Origin of the sequence: Arthrobacter sp. 2MCAF14, from assembly GCF_052115645.1 — a bacterium.
Lineage (GTDB): Bacteria > Actinomycetota > Actinomycetes > Actinomycetales > Micrococcaceae > Arthrobacter.
On record NZ_JBFRHB010000004.1, the window covers coordinates 160,892 to 179,648 of the forward strand.

Genomic DNA, 18,757 nt, shown 5'->3' on the forward strand with positions numbered 1-18,757 from the left:
GTCCTACGGGGTGGTCTTAGGGGAAGCAGACGGGTTCGTGGTCGGCTTGGACAGGTGATAGGTCACGACGGACCCGGCCGGTACTTTCTGCCCGGCTGCAGGTTCGGAACTGACGAATGTTCCCGGCGCCTGGCCGGTTGCTCCGTCAACGGGGGCTCCGGTGACCCAGCGCAGGCCCGCACCTTCGATGGTGGCCTGTACTTGCGATTCGGTGGCTCCCTTGCCGATGGTCGGCACCGTGACCATCTGCGGTCCCTTGGAGTAGTTGACGGTGATGGTCGATCCCTTGACCACGGGACCGGAAGGATTGATGTCGATGACAGTGCCGGGCGTGGATGGATCGAAGACCTGGACGCCGTTGACCGCGAGGCCGAGTGCATTGAGATCCGAGCGCACCTTGTCGTACGGCTGTCCCTTGTACTGCTCCGGGATCAGGTTGATCGTATCGGGGGTGGACGTGGCGGGCGTGGGGCTGGCCGAGGTCTCCGTGGGGCTCGGAGTTGCCGAGGTTGGCGGTGCGCTCGAGACCTGGGCCGGAGGGGTGGTGCCCGCCGGTGCTGGCCTGCTGGGCGAGAACAGCCCGGACTGGGTCAGGATCGCCCCTACCACGGCGAGCAGCACGAGCACGATCAGTGCAATGAGCGGCCACGTCCACGGGCTGCGTTTCTTCCGCTGCGGCTCCTCCTGGTACTCCTCTTCTTCATGGAGGTACTGGTTGTGCTCGCCAGCCTGATCCAAACTGCGTTCAGCAGCCAGGGCATTGGCCCGGGCCAGCGGATTTCCACCTTCGGCTGCGGCCCCTACCGCAGCGGCTCCCGCGGCGGCGGCGCCGACTACCGGGAGCGCCGACGTCGACGTCGACCGTGCTTCCCTGCCGTACGGCGAGGTGACAATGCCGGTGGGCGCGGTGGCGATGTCCGTGGGTGCGGTGATGGGGCCCGTGGCGGATTCGAACAGCAACATCCCCGGCACGGCGGCGTGTGCCTTGGCAATGTCGCCGGCGCGGATCGCTTCTGCGGCTTCAGCCAGCTTGATGGCATCCGCAGGACGGTTCTTCGGATCCTTGGCGAGCATGGACATCAGCAGGGCGCGTATCGGGGTAGGCAGGCTTTCAGGCAGCGGCGGCGGGGCGTCGTTGACCTGGGCCAGCGCAATGGCGATCTGGGATTCGCCGGAGAACGGACGATGCCCCGTGAGGCACTCGTAGCCGATAATCCCGAGGGAATATATGTCCGAGGCGCCTGTGGCCGTTTGTCCGGTGGCCTGCTCCGGAGCCAGGTACTGCGCCGTACCCATGACTTGGCCGGTCTGCGTGAGCGGAACCTGGTCCGCCAGGCGGGCGATACCGAAGTCGGTGATCTTGACACGGAAGTCCGGCGTGATCAGCAGGTTGCCCGGCTTGATGTCCCGGTGCACCAGGCCCTGGGCATGCGCGGGGGCCAGAGCCCGGGCTGTCTGGGAAATGATGGACAGGGTGCGGTCCGGGGAAAGGACCTGCTCGTGTTCCAGCATGCTGCTCAGCGGCTGACCTGGTACCAATTCCATCACCAGATAGGCGGAGCCGTCTTCCTCTCCGTAGTCGAAGACGTTGGCGATTCCCACGTGATTAAGCAGCGCAGTGTGGCGGGCCTCGGCGCGGAACCGCTGGAGGAACCCGGGGTCACCGGTGTATTCCTCCTTGAGTACCTTGATGGCGACGATCCGGCCGAGGATCTGGTCCTTTGCCCTCCAGACCTCTCCCATGCCGCCAATCGCAATGCGACTGGTCAGCTGGAACCTGCCGCCGAGGGTGATTCCTGACGTAGGCCTCACTTGTTCAACACCGCCTCAAAAATCTTCTTCGCGTTCGGACTGGTTAGCTTTGCGCCTGTAGACACATCAACGCCTTCCATGACAATGGTGACGGCTACCTGCGGGTCGTTGGCCGGGGCGAACCCGGTAAACCATGAGTTGTTCAAGCCTGAATCGCCGAGTTGCGCCGTACCGGTCTTGCCGGCCACCTGGACTCCCGGCACCGCGGCACCGCTCGCAATGCCCTTGGATACGACGTCGGTCATCCACTGTGTGATCTGGCTGGCGATATCGGGCGTGGTGGAAGTACGCAGCGCTTCGGCCTTGGGCTCACTGATGACACGCAGGTCAGGTGCCCGCACAGTCTTGATGAGGTTCGGCTTCATCTGGACGCCCTTATTGGCAATAGCGGCGGTCATCATGGCGATTTGCAGCGGAGTGGCCCTGACGTCACGCTGCCCGACGGCGGACTGGGCCAGCGCCGCCTGGTCCAGATTCTTGGGGAAGACACTGACCGCGGACTGCAGCTTGAGCTGGTCCCCGAAATCCTGTCCGAAGCCGAACTTGCTGGCCTGGTCCGCGATGGCGTTCTGACCCAGGTCCAGCGCGATGCTCGCGAAGGGCGTGTTGCACGACTGTTCCAAGGCGAAAGGGAAATCGGCTGTGTTGCGGGTTGAGCAGTTGCCGCCGGCATAGTTCGGCAGGGAGGCATTCGAACCGGGCAAGGGCAGGCTGTCCGGGTTCGGCAAGACACTGTCCTTGTTGTATTTCCCGGAGCTCAATGCAGCCGCGGTATCGACGAGCTTGAACACGGAACCGGGCGCCAACAGCTCGCCGGTGGGCCCGCTCACGGACTGGTTGAGGTTGATGCCGGGGACCTGGTTGATTTGATCGTAACCGGCCTTTTCCTTGGCGGGATCGTGCGTGGCGATCAAGTTGGGGTTATAGGACGGCTTGGAAACCATCGCGATGATGGCACCCGTCTTCGGGTTGGTGACGACAATTGAGCCGCGCTGACCGTCAGGAATGAGGTCGTATGCCAGCTTCTGGATCACGGGATCGAGGGTCAATTCCACCGAGGCGCCCTTCGGCTGGCTCCCGAGGAAAATCTGGCTCACGCGGTCAAGGAAGAGCTGGTCGGAGCTGCCTGCCAACTCATCCCGGAGCTGCTGCTCGAGCCCGGTGGACCCGTAGGTCCTGGAGAAGTAGCCTGTGATCCCGGCGTAGAGCTCCGGTTGGGCGTAACTGCGCTGGTACTTGCAGGTTTCGTCTCCGGCGACGGATTCGGCGATCGGCTTGCCGCCCACGATGATGGCACCGCGGTCGTTGCAGTAGTTCGCCAGGACGGCGCGCTGGTTCCACGGATTGTCATTGAGGTCGCCGGCGCCGATGACCTGGACATAGCTTATCGCGCCAAAGAGCAGGGCGAACATGGCAACTGCTGCCATCCACGAATTGCGTATGGAATGGTTCATGAGGTCTGCACCGCCTCTGTGGGGGCATGGGTAATGGGCGTAGTGTCCACCGGGCCGCGCGCGGTGTTCGAAATCATGAGCAGCAAGCCCACGATGATCCAGTTGGCAAGCAAGGAGGAACCGCCCGCCGCAAGGAATGGAGTGGTCAGCCCGGTCAGGGGGATCAGCCGCGTGACGCCGCCGATCACTACGAAGCACTGCAGCGCTATGGCAAAGGACAGGCCACAAGCCAAGAGCTTGCCGAACGCGTCCCGCGCGCCAAGAGCCGCGCGGAACCCGCGGGTGAAAAGGAGCATGTAGAGCATCACGACGGCAAAGAGGCCGATCAGTCCGAGTTCCTCACCGATGAGGGCCACGATCATGTCGCTGTTGGCAAACGGCACCAGATCCGGCCTGCCTTGTCCGAGCCCTGTGCCTCCGAGGCCGCCATCGGCCATGCCGAAGAGGCCTTGGACGATCTGTCCGCTGCCGCCCGGGGAGCGGTCGAAGACTTCCGGGGTGAAGGCGTTCCACCAGCTGTCCAGGCGGAACGCGACGTGGGAGAAGAACCTGGACGCCAGGAATCCACCGCCAAGGATCAGGGCGACTCCGATGACCACCCAGCTGATTCGGCTCGTTGCCACGTAAATGATGACGATGAACAAGCCGAAGAAAAGGATTGACGTGCCGAGGTCCCGCTGGAACACGAGGATGCCGATGCTCACGAGCCAAGCCGTGATCATCGGTCCAAGATCCTTGAAGCGCGGCAATTGCATGGGGCCGATTTTTCGGCCGGCAAGCAGGATGAGGTCCCGGTTGGAGGAAAGATAACCTGCGAAGAATATAGCCAAGGTGATCTTGGCGATTTCGCCTGGTTGGAAAGTCATGGGACCGATCCGGATCCAGACGCTGGCGCCGAGCACCTCGCCAGCGGAGATACCGGGAACGAGCGGCAGTACAAGGAGAACTGCGCTGGCCGCCAGCGAAATAAATGTGAAACGGCGAAGGAGGCGGTGGTCCTTGAGGAACCAAATTACGACGATTGACACGGCCATGGCCAGGAGGGTCCAGCGCAACTGGTTGTTACCCGTGTCCTCGCCTGGCTGGTCCATGCGATGAATGAGGGCCAGTCCCAAGCCGTTGAGGGCAACGACGATCGGAAGGATGATCGGATCGGCATATTTTGCGCGGAACCTGAGGATCATGTGAAAAGCGAATGCCGCCACGATCAAGAGACTCGACTGGAACCAGAAATCGCCATCGAAGGCGGCCGGACTGTTGAGCCCGACCATGGCGCTGGCGCCGATTCCCACAGCCAGGGCAAGGACCAGCAGGACGAGCTCGACGTTGCGGCGCGGCTTGGGTGTGGTGATGGCCAGAATCATCGCGACACCGCGCACGTGGGGGCAGCCGTGGACGTGGGTGACGATGTTGGCGGGTTCGAGGGACTCGGACTCGCCGGCGTCGGGCTTGCCGTGGGGGTGGGACTCGCCGTCGGTTTGGCTGTGCCCGTGGGGCAATTGACGGGCAGCCCCGTGGTGCCCTTTTCCTGCAGGTTTTTCACAATCTGCTGGGCATCGGCGAGATCCCGCGCCGGAACGGTCTGGCGAACGACTTGTTGCGTGAATTCAGGCAAAGAATCCATGCGGATGTTCGTCCTGGCCTCAACTTTCGAGAGCTGGAACGGGCCAAGGCTCTGGGAAATGCCATTGAAAATTGCGACGTGCTGGTCGAATTCACCGACGTAGTAGCGTGTCTGGGTCCACGCATAGCCGAGCCACAGCCCGGCGACCACGAATATGGCCAGGACTGCGGCAATGGCCGGCGTCAGCCAGCGTCGCTTCCGGGCGACAGGCGGTTGTAGATCCTGGCGGTCCTGTTCAGCCTTGTGGGTCAGCACCGTGGCAGCCCGGCGTGCAACGCTGCGTCCGGCTATGGTCGGGATCGAACCCGTATCGGCCGCGGTCGCGGCAGCCCCGACCAGTTCGTGCGGACGGCTTGCGAGCTCTTCGCGGAGGATCTCCGCCGACAGGTGCTCGCCAAGGTGGGGGTCTGTCGCCGTCGGAGGCTCAGTGGTCCCGGCGGGGTTTGCCGAACCCGCTACGGGAGCCGCCGCTGCGGTGGGATTTGCCGCGGCTGCGGGGATGTTGGCTCCGGACTCTTTGACCTGGGCTGCCGCATCGTTGCCGTGCGCGCTGTCCTTGCTCGGCGCGGACTTTCCGGGATCGGCCGCTTTCGGCGGCACTGGCGCTTCCCGGACGACGTCGACGGCGGCCGTGCTGAGGTTGTCGCTGGTCTCTTCCACGATTTCCAACAGCACCACGGTGACGTTATCGGGAGCGCCGTTGGCGAGCGTGAGCTCAACGAGGAGCTCGGCGCATTCGGCGAGGTCCTTGGTTTCGCGGACGACTTGCTCCACGACCGCGCCTTGGACGTAGTTCAGGCCATCGGAGCAGAGGAGCCAGCGTTCGCCCGGTACGACGTCGAGCTCGTCCAGGTCCAGCTCGGGGCTCGCGTCCACGTCGCCCAGAACCCGCATGAGGACGTTTTTGTGCGGGTGGGTCTCGGCTTCCTCCGGGCGCAGGCGGCCTTCGTCGATCAGCCTCTGGACGAAAGTGTGGTCCACGCTGATTTGCTCGAATTTGCCATTGCGCAGGCGGTAGGCGCGGGAATCGCCGATGTGCGCGAAGTGCAGCCGCCTGCCTTCGAGGAGCAGGGCGGTGACCGTGGTGCCCATGCCTGCGAGCTTCGGGTCTACGTGGACGAGCTCGGAGAGGAGGGAATTGGCGGTCTGGATTTCGTCTGCCAGGACTGTTTCCGCGCCGTCCGGGTAGGAATCGTGATCGAGGTGGATCATGTCCAGCACGGTGGATGCCGAGGCGACGTCCCCGCCCGCGTGCCCGCCCATTCCGTCCGCGACGACGGCAAGATGCCGGCCCGCATACGCAGAGTCGTCGTTCTTCGAGCGGACACGCCCGACGTCGGACCGCGCCGCGTAACGCATGATGAGGGGGAGTTCCGGAGGCAGAGCCTTGCCCTCGGAAGCTTGGGGGGAAGCCATGGGCTACGCCCTCAATTCGATGACCGTCTTGCCGATCCTCACGGGGACACCAAGCTCCACCGGCAGGGCGCGGGTCAATTGCTGATCGGCGAGGTAGGTGCCGTTGGTGGAGCCAAGATCTTCGATGAACCATCGGCTGCCCTGGGGGAACAAGCGCGCGTGCCTGCCCGAAGCATAATCATCCTCGAGGACCAACGTGGCCTCTTGTGCGCGGCCCAGCAGAATCGGACTCGCAGCCAAAGGAAGCGTGGTCCCTTTGAGCGGGCCTTCGACGACGACGAGCCGGTGCGCCTGTTGCTTCACGGGCTGGGGTGGCGCGGGGGCGAGTTCCGGGTGCTTGCGTACTTCGCGCGCCGTCGGAGTTCCCATGGCTGCTTTGCGGCCGATCACGAGATCACGACGCATGGTCGAGACGATGCTGAAGATCAAAATCCACAGCAACAGCAGGAAGCCGAAGCGGAGGGCGGTGATGGTCAGTTCACTGATGTCGCTCACGGGCGCCCACCAGAGGGCTGGGGGAGAAGTCTGAAGATGATCTTGGTCCGTCCCATGGTGATGGTGGATCCGTCAGTAAGTTCCACACTGCCGTCCACTTTATGGCCGTTGACGTAGCTTCCGTTGGTGGAACCGAGGTCGACGGCGCGGATGACTCCGTCGGCCGTCTGGATTTCCAAGTGCTTGCGCGAGACGCCGGTATCGTCCACCAGGATGTCGGCCTCGGATGACCTGCCCAGCACGATGGAAGGCGCGTTGAGGGAATAGCGTTGTCCGCCGATGTCCAGGACAGGCTGGAGCCGGGTGGGCTCGCGGCTCGGCGCCGCGGGGACAACGGGCCGAGGAGCAGCGGGCGCGGCAGCCCCGTCGGATTTCTCCGTGCGGGACGTGATTTCGAAATGGCCTTCGCGCTGGGCTTCGTCGTGACGGAAGGAGATCCGTACCGGACCCTGCAGGATGTAACCTTGGCTGCGCACGTGCTGGATGACGACGTCGCACAATTCTTCGGCCAGGGGAGTTCCCCAGTCCTGGGCGCGCGCGAAGTCTTGATCGCTCAAGAGGACGTCGAAGACGTTGGGAGCCAAGGTACGGCCGGCCGAAATAGTGATGGACTGGTTGTCCAGTTCGCGCCGAAGTTTGCTCGCTATCTCCACCGGCTCCACCCGAGCCCGCGAACCGGTGGAGAAGACGCCGCGGACGGCCTTTTCGATGCCACGCTCAACCCTGTCAAGCAAGCCCATGGTCTTTCTCCTTCCGCTTCGTTGACCCTGCAGTATCAGTAGCCAAGACGAATCCCCGCAGTGGCCAGAGCGCACGCGAGAAGCCTGTCTTCAACCCCGATACTACTGGGCAAGACTGTGAATGGCCTTATTCCACAACGGCTGGAACGCCGGAAAAGTTCGCCGGCCTGCATCATTTCGGGACGCTCTTCGCCGGATTTCCGCATCCTGTGGGCAACCGGCAATCCGTGGCGTCCCGGGGTTTTACGGCCTGTCCTTGGTCGATTGGTGTTTTCAACGGGTTGTCCGTTATGCTTGATCTCGCTGCTTTCGCAGGGGTAAGGCCGGGGAAACCTGGTACGGCCCGGGCGAAGGAAGTTGCGCGCGAGTGGCGGAACGGCAGACGCGCTGGCTTCAGGTGCCAGTATCCGAAAGGGTGTGGGGGTTCAAATCCCCCCTCGCGCACGCAATTCAAGGAACCCCGGTCTCTGATCGGGGTTCCTTTGTTTAACTCCCAACTGACTCGTGTTTAACTCCCAACTAACTCGCATTTGTTGTCGTTTTGACGGCTCATAACGACAACAAATGCGAGTCAGTTGGGCGATGCCCGGAGCGCGCCGAGCCCGGTGATCAGCGCATCCAAGCCCATGCTGAACGCGAGGTCGGACGGGTAGTTGTTCCGTTCGGGTCCAAGGCTGCGGACCGCCGAAGTGAAGTGCGGCGTGGAGTCGGCCAGGCGGCCGGAATCGAAAATGTCCGCCGGCGCGTTCGCGTCGAAAGCGGCACCGAAAATATAAGCCTCGAGGGCCACGATGCTGGGGATGATCTGCTTCTCCGGGAAACCCGCACGGAGAAATCCCTCCGTGACGGCTTCGTACATCGCGAGCGTCTGCGGGGCGTCCGTCACGGGGAGGACCGCGATCACCGAGATCAGCGGGGTGTGCCTTGCGAAGATGCGGCGGTAGGAATATGCCCATTGCCGGACGGCCTCCTCCCAGGGAAGCGTGCTGAAACCGCCGAAGTCGACCTTGGACATCAGGTCTTCTTCCACGAGCTTGAGGACTTCATCTTTGGAGGACACGTGGTTGTAAAGGGCCGACGGCGCCACTCCCAGGGAGCGCGCGAGTGCGGCCATGGTGAGCCCGTCGTAGCCCTTCTTGCTGATCAGTTCCAGCGCCGCTGCAGTGATGCCGTCCTGGTCCAGGACCGCCGCCATTGGCCGTCCTGCCCTGCGGCGCGCTTTGGTCTCGCCGGGAGCGGGGGTGGGTTCAGGCATCGCTGACCTTTCTGGAGGCTGTGTCAATGCATTATTCCATTTGGGTCTTCACAGCCGGGGTCAAGCCAGCTACAGTTGAGATAAATGAACGTCATTCATTTAGTGGTCAGCCAACGGGGACGGCCACAGAAAGGACATCATGTTGAATCTTGATCGCGACGTTGTAATTGTCGGTGCCGGTCCGTCGGGGTTGACGGCCGCCCGCGAATTGAAAAAGGCCGGACTCAGCGTTGCCGTGCTCGAAGCACGCGACCGCGTCGGTGGGCGCACATGGACCGACACCATTGACGGGGCCATGCTGGAAATCGGCGGACAATGGGTGTCCCCGGACCAGACCGCCCTCATGGGGCTCCTGGACGAACTGGGCCTCAAGATGTACTCCCGCTACCGCGACGGCGAATCTGTCTATCTCGCGCCGGACGGCAGCCGCACCCGCTACACCGGGGCTTCCTTCCCGGTCAGCGAAACCACTGCAACCGAGATGGACAGGCTCATTGCCATCCTGGACGGCCTCGCTGCCGAGATCGGCCCGGAGGAGCCCTGGGCCCACCCGAAGGCCCGCGAACTGGACACCATCTCCTTCCACCACTGGCTCCGCCGGAACTCCACGGACGAGGAAGCCTGCAACAACATCGGCCTCTTCATCGCCGGCGGCATGCTGACCAAGCCGGCCCATGCTTTCTCCGCCCTGCAAGCAGTGCTGATGGCAGCTTCGGCAGGTTCCTTCTCCAACCTGACGGATGAAGACTTCATCCTGGACAAGCGGGTTATCGGCGGCATGCAGCAGGTCTCCGTGTTGATCGCCGCGGAACTGGGTGACGACGTCGTACTTAACAGCCCGGTCCGCACCATCAATTGGGAGCCGGCCGGCGAAGGCCGCCGCGTCACCGTCGAGTCCGAGCGTGCAACCGTCAACGCGCGATTCGTCATCATGGCTGTCCCGCCGAACCTGTACTCCCGCGTGTCCTACAACCCGCCGCTGCCGCGCCGCCAGCACCAGATGCACCAGCACCAGTCCCTGGGCCTCGTCATCAAGGTCCACGCTGTCTACAGCACGCCGTTCTGGCGCGAAGACGGACTGTCCGGCACGGGCTTCGGCGCCGACGCCCTGGTCCAGGAGGTCTACGACAACACCAACCACGGGGACACGCGCGGCACCTTGGTGGGCTTCATTTCGGACGAAAAGGCAGACGCCGTCTTCGAGCTCAGCGCCGAGGACCGCAAGAAGAAGGTCCTTGAGTCCATCGCGAGCTTCCTGGGCGAGAAGGCCCTGGATGCCGAGGTCTACTACGAATCCGACTGGGGTTCCGAGGAATGGACCCGCGGAGCCTATGCGGCCAGCTATGACCTGGGTGGTCTGCACCGCTACGGCAAGGACCAGCATGCCAACGTCGGACCCATCTACTGGTCCTCCTCCGATCTGGCTGCGGAAGGCTACCAGCACGTTGACGGAGCAGTCCGGATGGGCCAGGCAACGGCCGCCAGGATCGTCACCGCCAACAACCTCGTCGCTGCGGTACCGGTGGCGTAGTCGATCCAATCCAAACGTGAGGTCTCGGCTCCTTCGCTCGTTGAAAGGGACGAGACCTCACTCTTGGAATCAGGGCAACTGGGCCCCGTGAGCAAGATTGTTGAACAATCTTGACGTTTCAGGCATGATGGTGAGGTATTCAACCTGAGACGGGGATCACAATGCCTTTTATTGACCTCAACAGCGACGTCGGAGAATCGTTCGGCAACTGGACTATGGGCGATGACGCTGCCGTCTTCCGTTACGTGTCGAGTGCCAATGTCGCCTGCGGATTCCACGCCGGAGATCCCAGCACCATCGCCAGCACCTGCCGCGAGGCCGTCGCTGCCGGGGTGACCATCGGTGCCCACGTGGGTTATCGGGACCTCGCGGGTTTCGGCCGCCGATTCCTGGACTGCTCCGCCACGGAACTGGCCGACGACGTTCTGTACCAACTCGGCGCACTCCAAGCTTTGGCCCACGCGGCCGGTTCCGAGATCAAGTACGTCAAACCACACGGCGCCCTCTACAACGCGATCGTCCACCACGAAGTCCATGCCCAGGCAGTGGCCGACGCCGTCCATGCCTTCAGTCCCGGACTCCCGCTGCTTCTCCTGCCGGGCTCCGTCGCACTCGCCAAAGCCGAAGCGAAGGGGCTCCGCGGAGTAGCCGAGGCATTCGCCGACCGCGCCTACAACGCGGACGGCACCCTCGTATCGCGCCGCGAAGAAGGCGCGGTGCTCCACGATCACGCCGCCATCACCGAGAACATGGTCCGCCTGGCAACTCAGGGCAAAATCGTGGCCCGCGACGGTTCTGTGCTTAACGTCCACGCCGAAAGCATCTGCGTACACGGAGACACTTCCGGCGCCGTGGCCATGGCAGCCGCCGTCCGCGAAGGACTCGAAGCAGCGGGCGTCACCGTACGGAGCTTCGCGTGAGCCTCACGGGAATACGATGGGCGGGCCCGCGCGCCCTGCTGGTGGAACTTTCCGACCTCCCTTCCGTGCTGGCGTTTCATTCCAGCTTGCTTGCCGAGCCCCTGCCCGGCCAGCTCGATGCGGTGGCCGCGGCAGCCACCGTACTTCTCAAGTTCGGCACGCATGCCGAGGCACTCGCGGCACGCACCGTCGTCGGGCATGTTGACCTGGGAACTGTGCCACGCGACAGTTCCCGCGACGTCACGATCGAAGTGGTGTACGACGGCAAGGACGTCGCCGAGGTGGGCATCCTCACCGGTCTGGGCCGGGACGGCGTCGTGGCCGCGCACACCGGACAGCTTTGGACCGCGGCTTTCGGCGGTTTCGCCCCGGGCTTCACGTATTTGCTCGGCGAGAACCACACCCTCGACGTTCCGCGCCGGAGCTCGCCACGCACCGCCGTTCCGGCCGGTTCCGTGGCGCTCGGCGGAACGTTTTCCGCCGTTTACCCGCGGCAATCCCCGGGCGGCTGGCAGCTGATCGGACGCACGACGGCGGTCCTCTGGGACCTCGAACGGGAGTCGCCGGCGCTGGTTCGACCGGGAGACAGGGTCCGGTATGTGGCCGTCCGCGAGGCCGTTGCGCTGACTCCCGCCGGGCGCGCGGTCCGCGAAGTGACCGGACCGGCAAGCGAAGTCATCGGTCCCGCCTTGGTAGTGGACTCACCCGGACTGCAATCGCTGGTCCAGGACCTCGGCCGCCCCGGACTGGGAGATCTGGGAGTTTCAGCCGCGGGCGCCGTGGATCAACAATCGACGCGCCAAGCCAACCGCTTGGTGGGCAACGAACCCGGTGCGGCGGTTGTGGAAACGGTGCTGGGCGGACTCTCGGTCCGGGCGGTCGGTGACCAGGTAGTCGCGGTTACCGGAGCGGTGGTGCCCTTGGAAACCCGCGATGCGTCAGGGACTCCGGCCCGCCGCGCCGCGATGTGCGCGCCCTTCGCTCTCCTCGACGGCGAAACCCTCAGCCTGGGAGAGCCGACGCTCGGGGCCCGCAGTTATCTTGCTGTCCGCGGCGGGATTGATGTGCATCCGGTGCTCGGAAGCCGCTCGAGCGACTCGATGTCCGGAATCGGTCCCGCGCCGTTGTCCGCCGGGACCCGCCTCCCCGTGGGAAAGGCGCCGCTCTACCAGATGGTCGGCGCGCCCGAGGAATCCACGCTGCGGCTAGGAGCGGTCTCTTCGGAGCTGCGCATCACCTTGGGCCCGCGGGATGACTGGTTTGATTCCCGGGCCCTGGAGGCGCTCACGGGGGAGGACTGGATCACCACCGAGCAGTCGAACAGGATCGGTGTCCGGCTCAGGCCCGGAAGCAACCGTGCGCTCGAACGAAACCCCGACCGCGGCGCCGGCGAGCTCCCCAGCGAAGGGGCCGTTGCCGGCGCACTCCAAGTGCCACCCAGCGGACACCCGGTCCTGTTCCTGGCCGACCACCCGGTGACCGGCGGGTATCCGGTGATTGCCGTCGTCGTACCCGAAGACCTGCCGACGGCGGCGCAATTGCCGCCCGGCCACAGCGTGCGGTTCACGATCGTGGACCCCGCAACCCTTGAACCACTTGAATCTGCCGCTACCGGCGCTGTCACCGAAGGAAACCAGCCATGAAGAAGGTCCTGATCGCCAACCGCGGCGAGATCGCCGTGCGGATTGCCCGTGCCTGCTCGGACGAGGGCTTGGAGTCTGTCGCCGTGTATTCGGATCCCGACGCCGATTCCCTCCACGTGCGGTTTGCCGACGAGGCCTACGCACTGGGCGGTTCCACCGGCGCGGAGACATACCTGGACATCGCCAAGCTGATCGACGTCGCGCGCCGCTCCGGTGCCGACGCCGTGCACCCCGGATACGGCTTCCTCTCGGAGAACGCGGATTTCGCGCAAGCCGTGATCGACGCCGGCCTCACCTGGATCGGCCCGGCACCGCAGTCCATACGGGAGCTGGGAAACAAGGTGGTCGCCCGCGAGATTGCCGTCCGCGCCGGGGCTCCGCTCGTTCCTGGCAGCGACGGTCCGGTGGCCAACGCCGCTGAAGTACTTGCGTTCGCCTTGGAATACGGCATGCCGGTGGCGATCAAGGCTGCTTTCGGCGGGGGAGGCCGCGGGCTCAAGATTGCGCGGCGCCTGGAGGACATCGAGGACGCGTTCGAATCGGCCGTTCGTGAATCCAAAGCGGCCTTCGGACGCGACGAATGCTTCGTGGAGCGCTTCCTGGACCGGCCTCGGCACGTCGAGGCCCAGATCCTGGCGGATATGCACGGCAACGTGGTGGTCCTGGGAACCCGCGATTGCTCGCTGCAGCGTCGCAACCAGAAGCTTGTGGAGGAGGCCCCCGCACCCTTCCTGAGCCCTGAACAGCGCATGCTCATCCACGAATCGGCCAAGGCCATTTGCCGCGAGGCCGGATACTACGGTGCCGGAACCGTGGAATACCTCGTGGCCGTGGATGGCACCATCTCCTTCCTGGAGGTCAACACGCGCCTGCAGGTAGAGCATCCCGTCACCGAAGAAACGTCCGGGGTGGACCTGGTCCGCGAACAATTCCGGATTGCCGCAGGCGGCAGGCTTTCCCTGACGGAAGACCCTGAGCCCCAAGGACACGCCTTCGAGTTCCGTCTCAACGCCGAGGATCCCGCGCGCGGCTTCCTGCCGGGCCCCGGCACGGTGGACGTCTTCGAAGCGCCCACGGGTCCGGGTATCCGCGTGGACTCCGGGGTTCGCTCCGGCTCGGTGGTTCCCGGAGAATATGATTCCCTCCTGGCCAAGCTGATCGTCCGGGGCGAGGACCGGCAGCAGGCCCTGCGCCGCGCCCGGGCCGCCCTGGACGAGATGCAGATCAAGGGTTTGCCCACCGTGCTTCCCTTCCACCGGGCGGTGGTCCGCCACGAGGCCTTCACCTCGGAGGACAAGCTCGGCGTGTACACCACGTGGATCGAGACCGAGTTCGCCGAGGAGCTGGCCGTGTCTCCCGAGATCGCCCGCGTGGCCCCCGGCTCCGAACGCAGCACGTTCACGGTGGAACTGGACGGCAAGGCGGTGCAGCTTGGGCTCCCCCTTCGCTTGTTCGAAGCGCTGATGAGCGGAGGTGGCGGTTCGGTCGCTGCTGTTTCGGCTCCGGTGGTGGCCGACGACTCCGGTCTGGCATCGCCGATGTCCGGCTCGCTGGTGAAGTGGCTGGTTGAGGACGGTGCGGTCGTCGAAGTCGGACAGCCCGTGGCCGTGTTGGAGGCGATGAAGATGGAAACCACCGTCCCTGCACACCGTTCCGGCACCGTGGCGCGTGGTCCGCACGGGCCGGGCACCGCCGTCGGGCGCGGAGAGGTGCTCGCGAGCATCGGCTGAGGTCCGTGCGCATCGGGGCGCCGGCACATTCTGCTGGATCACTCAAGGGGGCACCGCCTCTTTCCGCGGATTTCCGGGCCGCGTCCGAGGCTTGGACGGAGTGATCCAGCAAAACCCCTCCGGGCATCGCCGTTCGGTAGATTTGGGGCATGCCCATGAACGCTGCGCTTCAAGGAATCGCCGACGCCGGCCACGCAACCCACGCCCACACTGGAGCGTGGGTTGCCGCCCAGCTTCGCCAGCGCATCTCCGATGGCTTGTTGCCGCCCGGCACGAAGCTCTCCGAGCAGGCCTTGTCCGAAGCGCTCGGCGTTTCCCGGAACACCCTGCGGGAGGCCTTTACAGTGCTTGCGGGTGAATCCGTGGTCCAGCGGATTCCCAACCGCGGCGTGTTCGTGGCCGCCCCCGGAGCCGACGATGTCCGCGAAATCTACCGGGTGCGCCGCCTGATCGAGCCGGCTGCGGTGTTGTGGGGCGATGTCCCGGTTGGAGCCCTGGACGCGATGGACGTCATCGTCGACAAAGCCCGGGCTGCCCTCGCCGAGGGATCGGTGGCCGGCATGGCGGATGCCAACCAGGAGCTGCACAAGGCCTTGGTGTCGTTGTCCGGAAGTGCCTCCCTGGACGCATTGATGGAGAAAGTGCTGGCCGAGATGCGATTGGTTTTCCACGCCATGGCCACCACTCCCGACTTCCACAGCCACTACGTGGAACGCAACGCCGCCTTGGTTGCCCAGATCCGTAGCGGACAGCGTGAAGAGGCTGCTGCCGAATTGCGCCGCTACCTCGACGGTGCCGAGCACGAACTCCTGGTGCACATCGGGGCCGTTCCGTAAAGCGGCCTGCGCCACCACCGAGGGCACGAGCCGGCTACGGAGCAGAAATGCCCGCCGCTGCTTCGGCTTCGGCCATCGCAATATCCAACTGCTCGACGGCGCGGTCATAGTCAGCCCCTGCGGTGACGCGGCAGCGCTGGGCTTCCTGCAGAGCGCGGACCAGGGCGGCGGTCTGCGGAACGTTGACGTCGCTCATGCCGGGGAAATCGATGCCCTTGGCGGGATCCAGTTCATACTTTTGCCAGCGGGCCAGGAGGGCGTCGTGACGGGCCGCCACCTCCGTGAAACCACTGCGGCTTTGTCGCTTTTGCTCCAGTTTCCGGCCGACGGCAAATGCGGCAACAGCCGAACCTATGCCAAGGAAAAGCATCAAGAGCCCGACGGCGGGCGAGGCCAAGGCGGGAATGACGACTGCGGGGACAATCACCACGAGTCCAGCGAAGATGTTCCAGAAGGTGGCGTCCGGCTCATTGACCAAGTCCCGATCGCGGTGGCCGGGGGGCCCCTGCAAGGCGAGGCGGCCGCCGTCGGGGGCTCCGTGGATGACCCCTTTGCGGACGGCGTTGACGGTGAAGGCCACCGCGCACATGAGCAAAATTGCCCACAGCCCGATCTCCCAGACCGTCAGCTGGATTCCAGTTGTGGCGGGCAATCGGACCACCTCCACGCGAATGCGCACCCCTTTGAAATCAGTATGCGCCGAGGAAGACGTGGAGGCGAGAGCCCGAATCGCGCTTAAAAGCAGCAAGGCAGGACACCCTGTCCGGGGTGTCCTGCCTTGCTCGGCAAGTCCGGTTGGAGCTTAAGCGTGGTCCCGCTTGGAGGCCTTGGGCGCGTCCCGCTTGGCAGTGGCGTTGGTTTTGGCTTCCTTCGTAGCTTCCTTTTTGGCAGCTTCTTCCTTGATGCGCTTTGCCTCGGAGCGTACGGCTGCGTGCGTGGCGCGCTCGACGACGAGCCACTGCGGAGGAGCTTCCAGCAGTTCGGTGATTTCCGTCGTCGTCAGGGGCTCGGTGATTCCGCCGCGGGCGAGGCCGCTGATGGAGATATTCAGCTTCTGTGCCACCACTGGACGCGGGTGCGGACCCGTCCGGCGGAGCTCGGCGAGCCACTCCGGGGCATTGGCCTGGAGCTCGGCGAAATCGGCGCGGGTGATTTCCGAATCCTGGAACTCCTGGGGTGTTGCGGGCAGGTAGATGCCAAGTTTCTTGGCAACGGTGGCCGGCTTCATGGACTGGGAGTTTGCAGAGGTCATGGTTCAAGGGTATCCGCCACCGCAGCGAAGTGGCACAGCCGCTGTTCTAGGATGAATCCATGCCGCACATAAGAGTCGCCCGGGCCGCCCGGAAAGTCCTGGTGACGCAAGCCTCGGCGTACCGCAGGCGTTGATGAACTTCAGCGGGATTCCACGGTGGGTCTATGGCCTTGCGGTAGTGGGCGGCTTGTTCGTCCTGCTACCGCTGGCTGCCATGGTCGCAAAGGTCAATTGGACGCAATTCATCCCGCTGGTGACCTCCGAGTCCTCGATTACAGCGTTGGGGCTCAGCCTTCGTACCTCTGCCGCTAGTACCGCGCTCTGCGTTGTCCTGGGCATCCCCTTGGCGCTTGTCCTTGCCCGCCGGCCCTTCCGAGGGCAGCGGCTACTCCGCGCCTTCGTCCTCCTGCCCCTGGTGTTGCCGCCGGTGGTGGGCGGCATCGCGCTGCTCTACACGTTCGGGCGGCAGGGGCTTCTGGGTAAGAGCCTTGAACTCGCGGGCATTCAGATCGCCTTTTCGACGACGGCGGTGGTCTTGGCTCAGACGTTCGTCGCCCTGCCGTTCTTGGTGGTCAGCCTCGAAGGTGCCTTGAGGACGGCCGGCAACCGCTACGAAGCTGTTGCCGCGACGCTCGGCGCCCGCCCCACCACCATCCTGCGGCGCGTGACCGTACCTATGGTCCTCCCGGGACTCGCGTCTGGTGCGGTGCTTTCCTTTGCCCGCAGCCTGGGCGAGTTCGGGGCCACGCTGACTTTCGCAGGGAGCTTGCAAGGTGTTACTCGGACCCTGCCGCTGGAAATCTACCTCCAGCGCGAGACCGACGCAGACGCTGCCGTCGCCCTTTCACTCGTGCTCGTCGCCGTGGCCGTGATCGTCGTCGGGCTGTCTTACCGGCGTCCGCACCGCGCGGACATTCCCGCGGAAGCAGCCGCATGAGTTTCCACATCGACGCCACCGTCCGCGCCCGCAACCTGGACGTGTCCTTGAGCCTCGGGCAGGCGGAGACCGTGGCGATCCTCGGACCCAACGGTGCCGGAAAGTCGACGCTTCTTTCCGTTGCGGCGGGGCTCTTGCGGCCCGACGCCGGCGCTGCCCGCCTAGGGGATCAGGTTCTTTTTAACCTCGACGGCGGCAGCCGGGTATGGACCCCTCCGCACCTTCGCGGTACGGCGCTGTTGGCCCAGGAACCGTTGCTTTTCCCGCACCTGAGCGTCCTCGACAACGTGGCTTTCGGCCCGCGCAGCGCAGGCGCCTCCCGGGCGGAATCACGCGAGACTGCGCGGCACTGGCTTGCCGAAGTCGACGTCATGGAGTTTGCCGGGCGGAAGCCCGGGCAGTTGTCCGGGGGACAAGCCCAGCGTGTTGCAGTGGCCCGCGCGCTGGCGGCCAGTCCCGAGTTGTTGCTCCTCGACGAGCCGATGTCCGCGCTGGACATCCACGCCGCTCCGCACTTGCGTCGGCTCCTCAAACGCGTTCTGTCCGGACGTCGCGCCCTGATCATCACCCACGACGTCCTGGATGCCCTCATGCTCGCGGACCGCGTAATCGTCATGGAAAAGGGCAGGATTGTGGAAGAAGGCGCCACCCGTGAGGTGTTGCGGCGTCCGCGTAGCCAGTTCGCGGCCGGCCTGGCCGGGGTGAACCTCATGGCGGGCACCGTCACGGAGGACGGACTCAGTACGTTCGCCACCGACGAGCTTCCCGGACTGCACGTCGCGGGACATCTCGATGACGAAGCGGAACCGGGCCAGCCCGGCGTCGCGGCCTTCCCGCCGTCGGCCGTTTCCATCTTTCTGGACGCCGCCCACGGTAGCCCGCGCAACTCGTTCCCGGTTGCAATCACGGATCTTGAACCGCACGGGGACCACATCAGGGTCCGGGCCGGCGATTTGGCAGCGGACATTACGCCCTCAGCCTCCGCCGAGCTGGGACTCGAACCCGGCTCGCGCATCTACTTCGTGGTCAAGGCCACGGCGGTCCAGGTCTACGCGGCGTAGCCTGGACCGGCGCTGCGTTGGCTACCGCCCGCGCGGTACTGTGAACTGGTG

16 protein-coding genes and 1 tRNA gene are annotated in these 18,757 nt (G+C 64.8%); 8 read left to right on the forward strand and 9 right to left on the reverse strand.

All coding sequences use genetic code 11. From position 1 onward, the window contains the following. Positions 1-3 precede the first annotated feature (3 nt). From AB4074_RS05255 to AB4074_RS05280, 6 genes are read right to left on the reverse strand one after another with little or no spacing between them, the layout of a single operon-like run. Positions 4-1,812, reverse strand: a complete 1,809-nt coding sequence (locus AB4074_RS05255; RefSeq protein WP_441412411.1) for a protein kinase domain-containing protein — start codon at positions 1,810-1,812, stop codon at positions 4-6. Continuing rightward, entirely contained in the window at positions 1,809-3,266 is a 1,458-nt protein-coding gene (locus AB4074_RS05260; RefSeq protein WP_441412412.1) for a penicillin-binding transpeptidase domain-containing protein, read from the reverse strand. The genes AB4074_RS05255 and AB4074_RS05260 overlap by 4 nt, the downstream gene beginning before the upstream one ends. Continuing rightward, positions 3,263-4,630 carry an FtsW/RodA/SpoVE family cell cycle protein gene (locus AB4074_RS05265; RefSeq protein WP_441412413.1) on the reverse strand — a complete coding sequence of 456 codons (1,368 nt, stop codon included), beginning with the start codon at positions 4,628-4,630 and terminating at the stop codon, positions 3,263-3,265. Before AB4074_RS05265 ends, AB4074_RS05260 begins: the two co-directional genes overlap by 4 nt. After that, positions 4,627-6,306 carry a PP2C family protein-serine/threonine phosphatase gene (locus AB4074_RS05270; protein ID WP_441412414.1) on the reverse strand — a complete coding sequence of 560 codons (1,680 nt, stop codon included), beginning with the start codon at positions 6,304-6,306 and terminating at the stop codon, positions 4,627-4,629. The genes AB4074_RS05265 and AB4074_RS05270 overlap by 4 nt, the downstream gene beginning before the upstream one ends. Positions 6,307-6,309: 3 nt before the next feature. Beyond that, a complete protein-coding gene (locus AB4074_RS05275) occupies positions 6,310-6,792 on the reverse strand; it encodes an FHA domain-containing protein FhaB/FipA (RefSeq protein WP_441412462.1) in 483 nt (160 codons plus the stop codon). 5 nt (positions 6,793-6,797) lie between these two features. Next, positions 6,798-7,541, reverse strand: coding sequence for a DUF3662 and FHA domain-containing protein (locus AB4074_RS05280; protein ID WP_345448288.1), 744 nt, complete (start codon positions 7,539-7,541; stop codon positions 6,798-6,800). A gap of 361 nt (positions 7,542-7,902) precedes the next feature. Between AB4074_RS05280 and AB4074_RS05285 the strand changes: the two genes are divergently transcribed. Further along, positions 7,903-7,985, forward strand: a tRNA-Leu gene (locus AB4074_RS05285). 127 nt (positions 7,986-8,112) lie between these two features. Here AB4074_RS05285 and AB4074_RS05290 read toward each other — a convergent pair. After that, the gene (locus AB4074_RS05290; protein WP_441412415.1) at positions 8,113-8,796 is read right to left on the reverse strand and encodes a TetR/AcrR family transcriptional regulator; all 684 of its coding nucleotides are present in this window, start codon (positions 8,794-8,796) and stop codon (positions 8,113-8,115) included. Between the two features lie 139 nt (positions 8,797-8,935). Here AB4074_RS05290 and AB4074_RS05295 point away from each other — a divergent pair, with 139 nt between their 5' ends. The 5 genes from AB4074_RS05295 (at position 8,936) to AB4074_RS05315 (ending at position 15,456) form a co-directional block, all read left to right on the forward strand. Beyond that, positions 8,936-10,327 (forward strand): flavin monoamine oxidase family protein, encoded by a 1,392-nt coding sequence (locus AB4074_RS05295; protein WP_441412416.1) that lies wholly within the window; start codon positions 8,936-8,938, stop codon positions 10,325-10,327. A gap of 161 nt (positions 10,328-10,488) precedes the next feature. Continuing rightward, entirely contained in the window at positions 10,489-11,247 is a 759-nt protein-coding gene (locus AB4074_RS05300) for a LamB/YcsF family protein (RefSeq protein ID WP_441412417.1), read from the forward strand. Continuing rightward, positions 11,244-12,890 carry a 5-oxoprolinase/urea amidolyase family protein gene (locus AB4074_RS05305; protein WP_441412418.1) on the forward strand — a complete coding sequence of 549 codons (1,647 nt, stop codon included), beginning with the start codon at positions 11,244-11,246 and terminating at the stop codon, positions 12,888-12,890. Before AB4074_RS05300 ends, AB4074_RS05305 begins: the two co-directional genes overlap by 4 nt. After that, positions 12,887-14,620: an acetyl/propionyl/methylcrotonyl-CoA carboxylase subunit alpha gene (locus tag AB4074_RS05310; RefSeq protein WP_441412419.1), complete on the forward strand. Its 1,734-nt coding sequence runs from the start codon at positions 12,887-12,889 to the stop codon at positions 14,618-14,620. Before AB4074_RS05305 ends, AB4074_RS05310 begins: the two co-directional genes overlap by 4 nt. A gap of 149 nt (positions 14,621-14,769) precedes the next feature. Next, positions 14,770-15,456 (forward strand): GntR family transcriptional regulator, encoded by a 687-nt coding sequence (locus AB4074_RS05315; RefSeq protein WP_441412420.1) that lies wholly within the window; start codon positions 14,770-14,772, stop codon positions 15,454-15,456. A 34-nt stretch (positions 15,457-15,490) separates the two neighbouring features. On the opposite strand, the gene AB4074_RS05320 is transcribed toward AB4074_RS05315, so the two are convergent. Together AB4074_RS05320 and AB4074_RS05325 are read right to left on the reverse strand one after the other, a co-directional pair. Further along, positions 15,491-16,108, reverse strand: a complete 618-nt coding sequence (locus AB4074_RS05320) for a hypothetical protein (RefSeq protein ID WP_441412421.1) — start codon at positions 16,106-16,108, stop codon at positions 15,491-15,493. A 150-nt stretch (positions 16,109-16,258) separates the two neighbouring features. Beyond that, the gene (locus tag AB4074_RS05325; protein WP_441412422.1) at positions 16,259-16,708 is read right to left on the reverse strand and encodes a DUF5997 family protein; all 450 of its coding nucleotides are present in this window, start codon (positions 16,706-16,708) and stop codon (positions 16,259-16,261) included. A gap of 133 nt (positions 16,709-16,841) precedes the next feature. Between AB4074_RS05325 and AB4074_RS05330 the strand changes: the two genes are divergently transcribed. Continuing rightward, entirely contained in the window at positions 16,842-17,645 is an 804-nt protein-coding gene (locus AB4074_RS05330; RefSeq protein WP_441412423.1) for an ABC transporter permease, read from the forward strand. Further along, positions 17,642-18,706 carry a sulfate/molybdate ABC transporter ATP-binding protein gene (locus tag AB4074_RS05335; protein ID WP_441412424.1) on the forward strand — a complete coding sequence of 355 codons (1,065 nt, stop codon included), beginning with the start codon at positions 17,642-17,644 and terminating at the stop codon, positions 18,704-18,706. The genes AB4074_RS05330 and AB4074_RS05335 overlap by 4 nt, the downstream gene beginning before the upstream one ends. Positions 18,707-18,757: the final 51 nt, after the last annotated feature.